Genomic DNA, 13,805 nt, shown 5'->3' with positions numbered 1-13,805 from the left:
CATGACTCAGCCCCTGAACCCCCGCACCCGGCACCGTCTGGAACGGCGCAACGCGCCGTCGCTCCGCAACTGGTACGCCAAGGACCAGAAGCATCCCGATCAGGAGGGAATGGCGGAGAACGTCACGGTCGATTGCGGCTGGGGGCGGCTGCTGTTCGCCCATACCTTCCCGGACTTGCCGGAACTGGCGAAGGCGCTGAGGGACGAGACGCAGGGACGGCGCGATATCGCGCTGTACCTGCGCGATCCCCACGTGGCGCTGTCGCTGGCGCCGCAGGAGCTGTTCCTCGACCCTTCCCATACGTACAGGCTGTGGCTGGCCAACTACCGCACCGGCAGGCGGCGTCCCCGCGGTTTCACCGTGCGGCGGCTCCGCACGGTCGAGGACGCCGAAGCTGTCAACCGCATCTATGCCGGCCGCAACATGGTCCAGGTGCCGCCGCACTTCTTCCACGACCAGCGCAACAGCCGGGTGCTGACCTATTTCGTGGCGGTCGATTCGGCGACCAACAACGTGATCGGGTCGGTCACGGGCGTCGATCATGGGCGCGCTTTCGACGATCCGGAGAACGGGTCGTCGCTGTGGTGCCTGGCGGTCGATCCGCAGGCGTCGTTCCCCGGCATCGGCGAGAACCTGGTGCGGACGCTGGCGGAACATTTCCAGGCGCGCGGGCGCAGCTTCATGGACCTGTCCGTGATGCACGACAACGTCAACGCGATAGCGCTATATGAGAAACTGGGTTTTCAACGGGTGCCGGTGTTCGCCTTGAAGACGAAGAACTCGATCAACGAAAAGCTCTATGTCGGGCCGCCGCCCGACGAGACGCTCAACCCATACGCCATGATCATCATCAACGAGGCCCGGCGACGCGGCATCGGGGTCGAGGTGGTCGATGCCGAGGGTGGCTATTTCACGCTGAGCTTCGGCGGGCGTTCGGTCGTGTGCCGCGAGAGCCTGAGCGAGCTGACGACTGCCGTCGCGATGAGCCGGTGCGACGACAAGGCGGTCACCCGGCGGCTGATGCTGAAGGCCGGCCTGAAGGTGCCGGCGCAGAAGGTCGCCGGCACGGCGGAGGAGAACAAGGATTTCCTGAAGGAGCACGGCTCCATCGTGGTCAAGCCGGCCAGGGGCGAGCAGGGCAAGGGCATCACGGTCGATGTCACGACCGAGGAGGAGGTCGCCAAGGCGGTAGCCGAGGCGCGCAACCACGCCGAGACGGTGCTGCTGGAGCAGTTCTTCCAGGGCGACGACCTGCGGATCATCGTGATCGACTACCGCGTGGTGGCCGCCGCGATCCGCCGCCCCGCCGAGGTGACCGGGACCGGCGAGCATACGGTCTCGGCCCTGATCGAGGCGCAGAGCCGACGGCGGTCGGCGGCGACCGGCGGCGAGAGCAAGATCCCGATGGATGCCGAGACCGAGCGCTGCGTCGCGGCCAACGGCTATTCCATGGACGACGTGCTGCCGGAGGGAACGGTGCTGCCGGTCCGCAAGACCGCTAACCTGCATACCGGCGGGACCATCCATGATGTGACCGACCGACTGCACCGGACGCTGGTGGATGCTGCCATCGCCGGGGCCAAGGCGCTGGACATCCCGCTGGTAGGGTTCGACTTCCTGGTGCCGTCGGTGACCAAGCCGGACTATGTCATCATCGAGGCAAATGAGCGGCCCGGCCTAGCCAATCATGAACCTCAGCCCACTGCCGAACGTTTCGTTGACCTGCTGTTCCCCAATACCAAACTTCTGTCCAATGGATAGAGGCAACGAAAACGAGAAGTCCAATCATGCAAGGTTCAACTTCGGAGAAACGTGCCGCCGCTGAAGAGGGGTTCGTCGCCCCCGCCCGCCCGGCAATCGACATGGACTATGTGCTGGATCTGCTTGAGAAGCTGCTGAAGATCCCCAGCCCGACCGGCTACACCGACGAAATCGTCCATTTTTGCGGCCGTGAGCTGAAGCGGCTGGGCATCCCGTTCGAACTGACCCGGCGCGGCGCTATCCGCGCCGACATCAAGGGCCGGCTGAACAGCCCGGACCGTGCCATCGTCGCCCATGTCGATACGCTGGGCGCCCAGGTGAAGGGGTTGAAGCCCAACGGGCGGCTGGAAGTGGTCGCGATCGGCACGTGGTCGGCGCGTTTCGCGGAGGGCGCACGCTGCACGATCTTCACCGACCACGGGTCGTATCGCGGCACCATCCTGCCGCTGAAGGCATCCGGGCACACCTTCAACGAGGAGATCGACACCCAGCCGGTCGCCTGGACTAATCTGGAGGTCCGGGTCGATGCGGTGTGCTCGAACACCGCAGACCTGATCCGCCACGGCTTCAATGTCGGCGACTTCGTCGCGATCGATCCGGTGCCGGAGTTCCAGCCGGACGGCTTCATCAACTCGCGCCATCTGGACGACAAGGCCGGCGTCGCCGTGCTGTTCGGTGCCGCGAAGGCGGTGCTGGACGCCGGCGTGACGCTGCCGGTCGATTGCCACCTGCTGCTGACGATCTCGGAAGAGGTCGGGTCGGGAGCGTCATCGGTGCTGCATGGCGACGTGGCCGAGATGGTGTCGATCGACAACGCGACTCCGGCGCCGGGACAGAACAGCCGGGAGTCAGGTGTCACGGTCGCCATGGCCGACAGTACGGGGCCGTTCGACTACCACCTGACGCACAAGCTGCTGGACCTGTGCAGCGACTACGACATCCGGCACCAGCGCGACATCTTCCGCTACTACCGCTGCGACAGCGCCGCCGCCATCGAGGCCGGCAACGACATCCGCACGGCGCTGGTCTGCTTCGGGGTCGACAGCTCACACGGTTACGAGCGGACGCATGTCCACGCGCTGCGTTCGCTGGCGGAACTGGTGGCGCTGTACATGCAGAGCGACGTGACCATCGAGCGCGACCGCCACGTCATGGGACCGTTGACCGGCTTCCCGCATCAGAAGACGGAACCGGCCGAAACGGTGTAGTGAGGGGGAGGGGGGCAGCGGTGCGGATAGCGCGACAAGCTGCCTCTTGCCTTGCAACCGAGGCTATGACACTCCATGTCCTATGTCTCAGAGGCCCAAGGCAGTTCTATTGTTTCAGCGTCGTCGCGAGTTCGACGATGGCGCAATCATGGAAATGAAAATCTGGCAGGTACCGGAACCGGTGCCGCCGACCAATCATGGCTTCAAGTACAGCCTCTTCTATGGAAGTGGAGGGGAGCGGCTGATTGGATACGATAATGAACGCGGCAAAGGTGACCATAAGCATCTGAGTGACGGCGAGGTTCCATACGTCTTCACCACGATAGAACGGTCGATCGCAGACTTTCTCGACGATGTAAGCTTTGCTCGGGGCGAATCATGACTGAAATCGACATGACCATCAGTGTGGGCGGCAGCATCCAGGACGATGGAGCAGCTTTCGTCGATGCCTGGAAGCGTGCTCAGCGTGGTGAAGTATTTCAGGAACGCCACTTGGCATTCGAGTCGTGGACAGCGCTTACCCGCGTCCTGACCCCCAAAAGGGTCGAGCTTCTACGTCACGTACATCATCACCCCGAACCGTCGGTGGCGGCTTTGGCACGGGCGTTGGGACGGCCCTATCGGCGCGTTCATGATGACGTGGAGGCTTTGATCGCGGTCGGTCTAATTGAACGCAACGACGATGTGTTGATCGCTCAATATGAGCGAATAAAGACCGAGATCGTGATGTAGCGGGTCTCGTTCGCATAACCACACTAGTTCATATCCAAAAAAAACAGGCCGGGCCTCACATCGGTAAGACCCGGCCATCGTTTTTCCTGATTCACGCCATCAGTTATCGAGCGGCAGAATCCAGGTCGCTTCACGGCCTTTCGAGGCGTCCTGGACGCGCATCTGGACACGCTGGCCGGCTTCGAGCTGGAGCAGGCCGCAGCGGCGCAGGACGCTCTTGTGGACGAAGACATCCTTGCTGGCGTCGTCTGCGGTGACGAAGCCGAAGCCCTTGTCGGGCTTGAACCACTTCACGGTGCCGGACATCTCGACTTCCGGGCCGCCGGGGGCGGGGGAGCCGTAGTCGCTGTCGCCATAACGGTCGCTGCTGCTGCCGTAGCGGTCGCTGCTGCCGTAACGATCGCCGCCGCCGCCATAGCCGCCGCGATCGCTGTAGCGGTCGCCGCCGTAACCGCCCCCGCCGTAGCTGTCGCGGTCGCCATAGCGGTCGCCGCCGCCACGGTCGCCGTAGCGGTCCGCGCTGGGCTGCCGGGGAGCCGGCGCGCCGCCGACCACTTCGACGATTCGCGTCACCTGGGGACCCTTGGGACCCTGGCTGATGTTGCACACGATCTCGGTGCCGTCGCTCAGCTCCTGAAGGCCTGCTCTGTTCAATACCGAAATGTGGAGGAATGCGTCCGGAGATCCGTCAACCGGAGCGACGAAACCAAAGCCCTTGGTTACATTAAACCATTTCACCAGGGCCCGAGCCTGGGCGCCATCGTCGAACGACGAGGCATTGTGCTGACTGAAGCGAGACAAGTGTGCAGAACCTTCGAACAGCGCCGCGCGCGGTTAACACCTTCGAGGGTAGCGCCGGTTGTCGCCCCGTGCCTGCCCCCGTCATGATTTTATGCACAGAAAAATTTGAGTCTCCAGTGTAATTTTTTGTTCACCCTACTCTTTCAATAGGGGAGCTTATTCTTTAAACAGAACGGTCTGTGCAATTTTGGTGGAATTCGGCGAAAAAACGCGCAATCCGCACAATTCTTGACCTTTACGTAAACGGCAAGTAGCGTTAGGGAGTTGTGGGAGGCTGGCAAGCGGCAGGGGTGACAATGCCGCGGCGACGATGGGAAGCAGGGAGACTGATAAATGTCCGATCCGGCACTGACGCCCGCGCGATACCCTTGGGAAAGCTCATATCCCCCTGAGATCGACTGGCACGCGGATATCCCCGTGGCCCCGCTTTATCGCCTGATGGACGATGCGGTGGCCCGGTACGGCGACCGTCCCTGCATCGACTTTATGGACAAGCGCTATACCTATGCGCAGATCGGCGCGCTGGTGGATAGGGCGGCGCGTGGCTTCCAGGCGCTGGGGGTGGGGAAAGGCAGCAAGGTCGGCCTGTTCCTGCCCAACACGCCCTATTTCGTCATCTGCTACTACGGCATCTTGAAAGCCGGCGGCATCGTCGTGAACTTCAACCCGCTCTATGCCGAGCGGGAGGTCGCGAAGCAGATCGAGGACAGCGAGACGGACATCATGGTCACGCTCGATCTGGCCCTGCTGTACGGCAAGATCGCCAAGATGCTCCAGGAGACGCGGCTGAAGCAGATCGTCGTGGCGAAGATGGCGGACATCCTGCCGTTCCCCAAGAACTGGCTGTTCCCGGTCTTCAAGCGCAAGGACATCGCGAAGATCCCGTCGGACCATCGGCACGTTCCCTTCGCCCGGCTGATCGGCAATCCCGGCAAGCCGGAGCCGATAACCGTCGATCCGCTCCAGGACGTGGCGGTGCTTCAGTATACCGGAGGGACGACCGGCGTGCCCAAGGGCGCCATGCTGACCCATGCCAACATCTACGCCAACGCCGTCCAGTCGCGGATGTGGTGCTCCGATGCGCGGCCGGGCCAAGAACGGATGCTGGGGGTGTTGCCGCTGTTCCATGTCTTCGCCATGACCGGCGTGATGAACCTGCCGCTCGCCATGGGCGCCGAGATGGTGCTGGTGCCCCGGTTCGACCTGGAACAGGTGATCAAGCTGATCCAGTCGAAGAAGCCGACGCTGTTTCCCGCCGTTCCGACGATCTACACCGCCATCGTCAACCACAAGGATATCGGCTCGTACGACCTGTCGTCGATCCGCTTCTGCCTGTCGGGCGGCGCGCCGCTGCCGGTCGAGGTCAAGCATGCCTTCGAGAGCAAGACCGGCTGCAAGCTGGTGGAGGGCTACGGACTGTCGGAAACTTCTCCGGTCGCCACCGCCAACCCCATGTACGGCGTCAACAAGCCCGGCTCCATCGGCATCCCGCTGCCGGGCACGGTGATCGAGATCGTCAGCCTGGACGACCGATCCAAGCTGGTGGCGCAGGGCGAGAAGGGGGAGGTCTGCATTCGCGGCCCGCAGGTGATGCAGGGCTACTGGAAGCGTCCGGCGGAATCGGCCGAGGCGATGGCGGACGGGCGGCTCCATACCGGCGACGTCGGCTATATGGACGAGGACGGCTACACGTTCATCGTGGACCGCATCAAGGACATGATCCTGTGCGGCGGCTACAACGTCTATCCGCGCAATGTCGAGGAAGCGATCTACCTGCACCCCGCCGTGTCGGAGTGCGTGGTCGCGGGCGTGCCCGACCCTTATCGCGGCCAGACCGTGAAGGCCTATGTCACGCTGACCGAGGGCCATCACCTGACGCGTGAGGATCTGGCGGAGTTCCTGAGGGACAAGCTGTCGCCGATAGAGATCCCCAAGCAGTTGGAGATCCGCGACGAACTGCCCAAGACGATGATCGGCAAGCTGTCGCGCAAGGCGCTTCTGGAGGAAGAGAGCCGGCGGCTGGAACAGCGCGAGCGCTAGAAGGCCCGGTGCCCCTGGCGGCTTCTCTGTGCCGCGTCAAACCGCACCCGGTCGTTCGACCGGTTGCGGACTGAGGCGGGAAGGGTCTTCGGGTCAGAAAGCTGGACGGTCAGCGCATCGCGTAGCGGGAGGCACTGATGACGGCCTGGGTGCGGTTCTTCACGTTCAGCGACTTGAAGATCGCCGTGACGTGGATCTTCACCGTACCCTCGGACAGGCCGAGCTCATAGGCGATCTGCTTGTTGGACTTGCCTTCGCGCAGGCAGTTCAGCACGTCGCGCTGGCGCTGGGTCAGGTTGACGTTGCTCCCCAGGTCGGACGAGGAAGACGGGGCCACGTGGTCGCGGGGGTTGCTGGTCAGGCCGCTGGTGCCAGACTGAAGCAGCGCATGCGGGACGTAGACGCCGCCGGCCAGGACCAGACGCAGGGCGCTGACCATGATCTGGACGCTGGAGGACTTGGGAATGAAGCCGCCGGCGCCGTGGTCCAGCGCCATGCGGGCATCGGCCCCGTTCTCCGACGCGGAGACGACGACGAGCGGCGTCTGCGGCAGCAGGTTCCGGATGTGGCGGATACCTTCGAAACCCGGCCAGCCCGGCATCTGGAGATCCGTCAGGATCAGGTCGGGCGGTTGCGAGCCGGAGCAGTACGCTACCGTTTCATCATAGGTTGCAGCCTGGAGATACTCGGCGTCGGGGAAAATCTGTTCGAGAAGGCGGTTGATGCCTTCGCGGAACAAGGCGTGGTCGTCTCCGATCAGAATACGCATGTCATAACCCTTCCCGTTTTTTGGCCTAAGCGGCACACACTCAAATATGAGGTAATCTCATCGCCTAGGATACTATTTTGTTCATTAAGAAACCCTATCGACCCTTGTATCTCTAAGTATACATAGGAGCCTTGGCCTGTGTTGCCGATATGCAACCAACATATATGATGATACGGATAGTTTTTAGATCCGCCTATTGTCCGATCAAACCGATTATTGCTGAGCGTCATATGCTTTATGTCCGTGAGGCATAGCCTGTTAGACCTAGAGTTTGGGGTGTCTATAGCTGTTCCAACCTGAAGTTGGCCTATTCGACGGTGCGAATCATGGTTGAAGCGGGTTGAGGGGAGTTCGAAAGGTGTTCCTCCACCGCGACTCGGTTTTCGATGATCATGCGAAAAAGGGTGCCCGCCGCTAGCGGACACCCTTTTCTTCCATACTCGGATAGATATACGAGAATCAGAAGGCGTCGGCGTCGATGTCCATCAAGGGTGCCGAGCCGGCCATGATCGTCAGGAACAGGGCGTTGACCTGCGGCAGCAGTTTGGTCACGTAGAAGCGCGCCGTCCTGATCTTGGTGTCGTAGAAACGGGCATCGCCGTTGGCCTGAGGCAGTTTCGCCTGCGCCACCTTGACCATCCGAACCCACATGAAGCCGACAGCCACCAGCGCGAACAGGCGCAGGTAGTCGGTGGAGGCGGCTCCCGCCTCGTCCGGGTTCTTCATGCCGCGCTGGGCGATCAGCGCCGTCGCCTGCTGGAGCTTGCCGAACGCTTTGGCGAGCGGGATGACGAATTCCAGCAGGGCAGGGTCTTCCTGGTTCTCCTCCAGGAACTCCGACACCGGATGGAAGAACCGCCGGAGCAGGCGGCCCATGTCCTGCGGCAGCTTTCGGCCGACCAGATCGAGCGCCTGGATACCGTTGGCGCCTTCGTAGATCTGGGCGATCCGGGCGTCGCGGACGAACTGTTCCATGCCGTATTCGCGGATGTAGCCGTGCCCGCCATAGATCTGGACGCCCATGTTGGTCGTCTCGAATCCTATATCGGTGAAGAACGCCTTCACGACAGGAGTCATCAGCGCCACCAGATCGTCGGCTTCCGCCCTGACGGCCGGATCGGGATGCTTGCTGAATATGTCTATGTTCAGGCCTATCCAGCAGGCGAGAGCGCGGCAGCCTTCGGTATAGGCCCGCATGGTCATAAGATTTTTTCGGACGTCGGGGTGAACGATGATCGGATCGGCCGGCTTTTCCGGCGCCTTGGTCCCCGTCAGCGAGCGGCCCTGAAGCCGGTCACGGGCGTAGCTGACGGCGTTCTGATAGCTGACTTCGGCCAGACCGAGGCCCTGGATGCCTACGCCGAGGCGCGCCGCGTTCATCATGGTAAACATGGCGCGCATGCCCTTGTGGGGCTGACCGACCAGCCAGCCCTTCGCGGCGTCGAAATTCATCACGCAGGTGGATGAGGCCTTGATGCCCATCTTGTGCTCGATCGAACCGCACAGGACGCCGTTGCGCATGCCCGGCGTGCCGTCATCACGCGGGAGAAACTTGGGAACCAGGAACAGGCTGATGCCCTTGGTGCCGGGGGGAGCGTCGGGCAGTTTCGCCAGTACCAGATGAAGGATGTTCTCGGTCAGGTCGTGCTCGCCGGCCGAGATGAAGATCTTGGTGCCGGTGATCGCGAACGACCCGTCGCCGCTGTCGTCCGGCACCGCCTTGGTCCGGATCATGCCGAGGTCGGTGCCGCAATGCGGCTCCGTCAGGCACATCGTCCCGGACCACGTACCGTCCACCAGCTTCGGCAGGTAGGCGCGCTTCAGTTCGTCGGTGCCGTGCAGGTAGAGCGCGTTGTAGGCACCGTGGCTAAGGCCCGGATACATGCCGAACGACAGGTTGGCGGAGCACAGGAACTCCTCCAGCACGAAGTTGACGACATGGGGCAAGCCCTGGCCGCCGTATTCCGGATCGGCGGACACTCCCGTCCAGCCGCCGGCGATGAACTGGGCATAGGCCTCCGGAAAACCGGCGGGGGTGCGGACAACGCCGTTCTCGTAGTGGCAGCCTTCCTCGTCGCCGGAGCGATTGAGCGGCTGGAGCACGTTTTCAGCCAGCTTGGCGCCTTCCTCCAGCACCGCTTCGATCAGGTCGGGGGTATGGTCCTCGTGACCGGGCAATTCGGCAAGTTGGCCAACGGAGAAGACTTCGTTGAGCACGAAACGGACGTCGTTCAGAGGCGCCTTGTAGGTCGGCATGTTTACGTACTCCCTCAGTTCCGCAACGGCTTGCCGGTGGTGAGCATGTGTTCGATCCGGGCGACGGTGTTGCTGTTCCGGACGAGTCTCATGAAGGCGGTGCGCTCCAGTTCCAGCAACTCGTCCTCGTCCAGTTCCACCGTGATGTCGGTGTCGCCGCCGCTGAGCACGCTGGCCAGCGCCGAGGAAACCGTCACGTCATGGGGCGTGGCCTTTCCCTGAAGCTGAAAACCTTCCACCGCCAGATCGAGCGCCGCCCTGGCGGTCGGGCCGGGCAGGCGGAGCTTCACCGGCTCCGGCGGCTTGTAATCCGCGGCCAATGCCAGCGCCTTGGCCTTCGCGTCGGCCAGCAGGCGGTCGCGGTTCATCGTGATGCCGTCGGTTGGACGCAAGAACATCAGGTCGCGTGCCTCGTCCGCCGACTTCGCTACCTTGGCGAGGCTGATCGTCTCGAAGGTCTGGGCGATCGGCGGCATCGGGCCGCCGGGGCGCTTCTTGTTGAGCGTGGCGCGGGTCAGCATCTCCTTGCAGCCGCCCCAGCCGGGGATGACGCCAACGCCGACTTCGACCAGACCCATATAGGTTTCGGCATGGGCTTGGACGGCGGCGCAGTGCAGCAGGATCTCGCAGCCTCCGCCCAGCGCCATGCCCGACGGAGCGGCGACGACGGGGAAGGGGGCGTATTTCAGCGCCTTGTAGGTCTCCTGGCCTTCCTGGACGGTCTGCTCGACCTGCGGCCACAGCGCGATATTGACCGCGAACAAGGCGAGGCCGAGGTTGACGCCGACCGAGAAGTTGTCGCCCTCGTTATGGACGACCAGCGCCTTCCAATCCCCCTTGCCATCGCCGATCATGCCGGCGGCCTTCCGGATCAGCGCCATCACGTCGCTGTCCAGGGCGTTCATCTTGCCCGTAAACTCCAGGCAGGCGACGCCGTCGCCGATGTCCCAGAGCGAGGCGGAGGCATTGCGGGCGATCGGCTTGCCGGCGCGCTTGATATCGGACAGCAGCAGCACGCCTTCCGGGCGGACCAGATCGGCGTAACCGCCTTCCGTGGTGAGGAACTGGAGCTTGCCGTTTTCGGTGCGGTAGAACGTCTTGCCCGAAGCCGTTTCCAGCAGGGCCGGGACGGCCTTGCCCTCGGCCCTCAGGGCGTCGGCCAGCCAGTCGGCTCCTAGCTGGTCGATCAGCTCGAACGGGCCGAATTTCCAGTTGTAGCCGAGCCGCATCGCCTGATCGACGCCGGTAATGTCGTCGGCGATCTCGGGCACCAGCCCGGCGGCGTAACTCAGCAGCCCGACCAGCACGCGGCGGGCATAGGTCCCGCCCTTATCCGGATGCTCGACAAGCTTGCGCAGGCCGCCCTTGGCGGCGGCGACGCTATCGAGCGACGGCTTGCCGGCCGGGCGGTACTGGCCGGTCTGGAGATCGACCGCTTCCTTGACCCTGGCGCCGCCCGATTTGTTCATCCGGTAGAAGCCGCCCTTGCCCTTGCGGCCGGTATAGCCCTCCGCGATCATGCGGGTGAACAACTCCGGCTCCCGGTAGATGTCGCGGTACGGATCGCCGGGCGGCAAGGTCTTCAGGAGCGAACGGCTGACATAGGGCATCAGGTCCAGGCCGACCAGATCGACCAGCCCGAACACGCCGGTCTTCGGAATGCCCATCGGGCGGCCGACCACGGCGTCGGCCTCTTCCACCGTCAGGCCAAGGTCCATCGCCTCGTTGATCGCGGCCTGAATCCAGTAGGTGCCGATCCGGTTGGCGATGAAGCCGGGGCGGTCCTTGCACTGCACGACGCCCTTGCCCAGCCGCTTGTCGGCGAAGGTGCTGAGGGATGTCACGGCTTCGGCGCGGGTGGCGGGGCCGGAAACGACTTCCAGCAGGCGCATGTAGCGCGGCGGATTGAAGAAGTGGGTGATCAGGAAATCCTGGGCGAATCGGTCGCTCTGGCCCTCGATCAGGTTCTTCAGCGGGATGGTCGAGGTGTTGGAGGAGACGATGGAACCGGGCTTCCGCACCTTGTCCAGCCGGGCGTAGAGGTCCGACTTGACGGCGGGGTTCTCGACCACGGCTTCGACGATCCAGTCCACGGTCGCCAGCTTTTCCAGATCGTCGTCGATGTTGCCGGGGGTGACCAGCCGGGCGTTCTTCTTGTGCATGAAGGGCGCGGGGTCGGTCTTCAGCATCTTCTCGATGGCCGTGCGGGCAACCACGCTGCGGTCGTTGCCGCGTCCGTCCTTGACGTCCTGCGGCACGATGTCGAGCAGGAAGACAGGGATGCCGGCATTGGCGATATGTGCCGCGATGCCGCTGCCCATCACGCCGGCGCCGATCACGGCTGCGCTGCGGATTTCCATGAAGCGTCTCCTCGGGTTCGGCTTATTGCTGCGTGTCAGACCGCTTCAAGGACGGTGGCGATCCCCTGACCGCCGCCGATGCACTGGGTCGAAAGCGCGAACTGCCCGCCCTCCCGCTTCAGCAGCTGGGCCGCCTTGCCGGTGATCCGGGCGCCGGTGGCGCCGAGCGGATGGCCGAGCGCCAGCGCGCCGCCGTCGAGGTTGACCTTGGCGCCGTCGAAGCCAAGCTCCTGCGCCACGGTCATCGCCTGCACCGCGAAGGCCTCGTTGCTCTCCACGATATCAAGGTCCTTGACGGTGATCCCGGCGCGCTTCAGCGCCTTCTGGGTCGAGGGGACCGGGCCGTAGCCCATGATCGTCGGATCGCAGCCGGACACGGCGATCGACTTGATGCGCGCCAGGATCGGAAGACCGTGGGCGCGGGCGAATTCTTCCGATGTGACGAGGGTGGCGGAGGAGCCGTCGGTCAGCGGACTGGCGGTACCCGCCGTCACGGTACCCTCGGCCAGGAACGCGGCCTTGAGGGCGGCGAGGCTTTGCGGGGTGGTGTCTGCGCGGATGCAGCCGTCCTTATCGACTACGCCGTCGGGCGTCTTGATCGCCACGATCTCGTCGTCGAAGCGGCCCGAGGCCTGCGCTTCCGCCGCCTTGCGGTGGCTTTCGACGGCGACCGCTTCCTGGGCTTCGCGGGTGAACTGGTATTTGGTCGCGAGGTTTTCGGCGGTGATGCCCATCGCCATGTAGGCGCCGGGGTTGCTTTCGGCCAGCTTCGGGTTCGGCATCGGGTTGAAGCCCATCATGGGCACCCGGCTCATGCTTTCGATCCCGCCCGCGATGAAGGCGTGGCCGGCATCCATCTGGATCGCACCGGCGGCCATGTGGATCGCCTGCATCGACGATCCGCAGAAGCGGTTGATGGTGGTGCCGGCGACGCTCTGCGGCAGATTCGCCAGCATGCCGACCAGCTTCGCGACGTTGAAACCCTGCTCGCCTTCGGGGAAGGCGCAGCCCAGCATGATGTCCTCGATCTCATTCGGATCGACGCCGGTCTGCTTGAGTAGGCCGTTGACGACCTGCGCCGCCAGATCGTCGGGGCGGATGCGCGCCAGCTTGCCCTTGTTCGCGAAGTGGAACGGCGACCGGACATACCCGGCGATAACCACGTTCTTCATGACGCTGAATGCTCCTCACCGACTTGATTTGGTTAGTTGGGTCTATTTCTTCGGAAGCTATTTCTTGGTGTTCTTGTCCGGCGCCGCACCGGCGGCCTTGAGGTGTTCGACGATCTGGCTTTCCAGCGCCCGCAACTCGCTCAGCGTCTGCTGGACATCGACAAGCTGGACCTCCAGCGAGGCGATCCGCTCTCGCCCATGGGCCAGTACGAAGCGCATCTGCTCGATCTGCCGGTCATCGACATCGTAGAGGTCGAGAAAATCCTTGATCTCCGCCAGACTGAAGCCCAGCCGCTTGCCCCGGCAGATCAGCGTCAGCCGGGCGCGGTCACGATGGCTGTAGACCCGATTGAGCCCGTCGCGCCTGGGCGACAGCAGCCCCTGGTCCTCGTAGAAGCGGATCGTGCGGGGAGTGACCTGGAACGTATCGGCCAACTCGCTGATGGTAAAAGTCCGCTCTTCTCCCGCCTCTTCCGGCGGATCGGTCATACTGAGCATGATTTGTCACCGCGCGTTCAGGGAGTGGCATAACGTTTACGTAAACGTAAGGTATGAGAATCGGCGCTGGACGTCAAGGGGGTGGATGATGGGGCGGGGGTGTTGGGGTCGAGTGGGTTGACAGGAACACGGATGGACACGGATTTCCCACGGATGAACACGGATAGGAGAAAATTTGATCGCTCCCGGTGCCGTGGTGAAATCAAC

General features: G+C 63.4%; 11 protein-coding genes. 5 read left to right on the top strand and 6 right to left on the bottom strand.

Going from position 1 to position 13,805, the window contains the following annotated elements:
* Window position 1: 1 nt before the first annotated feature.
* From ngg to N826_RS28905, 4 genes are all read left to right on the top strand, one after another.
* Window positions 2-1,762 carry an N-acetylglutaminylglutamine synthetase gene (gene ngg / locus N826_RS28920; RefSeq protein WP_044434623.1) on the top strand — a complete coding sequence of 587 codons (1,761 nt, stop codon included), beginning with the start codon at window positions 2-4 and terminating at the stop codon, window positions 1,760-1,762.
* 26 nt (window positions 1,763-1,788) lie between these two features.
* A complete protein-coding gene (locus N826_RS28915) occupies window positions 1,789-2,970 on the top strand; it encodes an osmoprotectant NAGGN system M42 family peptidase (protein WP_084721265.1) in 1,182 nt (393 codons plus the stop codon).
* A gap of 148 nt (window positions 2,971-3,118) precedes the next feature.
* Complete coding sequence (locus tag N826_RS28910) at window positions 3,119-3,352, top strand: toxin-antitoxin system TumE family protein (protein WP_244619694.1); 234 nt, start codon at window positions 3,119-3,121, stop codon at window positions 3,350-3,352.
* The gene (locus N826_RS28905; protein ID WP_044434619.1) at window positions 3,349-3,702 is read left to right on the top strand and encodes an HVO_A0114 family putative DNA-binding protein; all 354 of its coding nucleotides are present in this window, start codon (window positions 3,349-3,351) and stop codon (window positions 3,700-3,702) included. Before N826_RS28910 ends, N826_RS28905 begins: the two co-directional genes overlap by 4 nt.
* Before the next feature lie 99 nt (window positions 3,703-3,801).
* Here the strand turns inward: N826_RS28905 and N826_RS45795 are convergent, their stop codons facing one another.
* On the bottom strand, window positions 3,802-4,440 hold the full coding sequence (locus N826_RS45795; RefSeq protein ID WP_169789429.1) for a cold-shock protein: 639 nt from the start codon (window positions 4,438-4,440) through the stop codon (window positions 3,802-3,804).
* A 396-nt stretch (window positions 4,441-4,836) separates the two neighbouring features.
* Between N826_RS45795 and N826_RS28895 the strand changes: the two genes are divergently transcribed.
* On the top strand, window positions 4,837-6,543 hold the full coding sequence (locus tag N826_RS28895) for a long-chain-fatty-acid--CoA ligase (RefSeq protein WP_044434617.1): 1,707 nt from the start codon (window positions 4,837-4,839) through the stop codon (window positions 6,541-6,543).
* Between the two features lie 109 nt (window positions 6,544-6,652).
* Here N826_RS28895 and N826_RS28890 read toward each other — a convergent pair whose 3' ends face one another.
* The 5 genes from N826_RS28890 to N826_RS28870 form a co-directional block, all read right to left on the bottom strand.
* The gene (locus N826_RS28890) at window positions 6,653-7,312 is read right to left on the bottom strand and encodes a LuxR C-terminal-related transcriptional regulator (RefSeq protein WP_044434615.1); all 660 of its coding nucleotides are present in this window, start codon (window positions 7,310-7,312) and stop codon (window positions 6,653-6,655) included.
* A gap of 459 nt (window positions 7,313-7,771) precedes the next feature.
* Window positions 7,772-9,568 (bottom strand): acyl-CoA dehydrogenase C-terminal domain-containing protein, encoded by a 1,797-nt coding sequence (locus N826_RS28885; RefSeq protein WP_044434613.1) that lies wholly within the window; start codon window positions 9,566-9,568, stop codon window positions 7,772-7,774.
* 14 nt (window positions 9,569-9,582) lie between these two features.
* Complete coding sequence (locus N826_RS28880) at window positions 9,583-11,928, bottom strand: 3-hydroxyacyl-CoA dehydrogenase/enoyl-CoA hydratase family protein (protein ID WP_044434611.1); 2,346 nt, start codon at window positions 11,926-11,928, stop codon at window positions 9,583-9,585.
* Between the two features lie 35 nt (window positions 11,929-11,963).
* Complete coding sequence (locus N826_RS28875; protein WP_044434609.1) at window positions 11,964-13,100, bottom strand: thiolase family protein; 1,137 nt, start codon at window positions 13,098-13,100, stop codon at window positions 11,964-11,966.
* A gap of 57 nt (window positions 13,101-13,157) precedes the next feature.
* On the bottom strand, window positions 13,158-13,598 hold the full coding sequence (locus N826_RS28870; protein WP_084721263.1) for a MerR family transcriptional regulator: 441 nt from the start codon (window positions 13,596-13,598) through the stop codon (window positions 13,158-13,160).
* Window positions 13,599-13,805: the final 207 nt, after the last annotated feature.

This window comes from Skermanella aerolata KACC 11604 (assembly GCF_000936425.1).
Classification (GTDB): domain Bacteria; phylum Pseudomonadota; class Alphaproteobacteria; order Azospirillales; family Azospirillaceae; genus Skermanella; species Skermanella aerolata.
The sequence above is the reverse complement of the archived record's forward strand: the minus strand, read 5'-3'. Positions and strand labels throughout refer to the sequence as shown.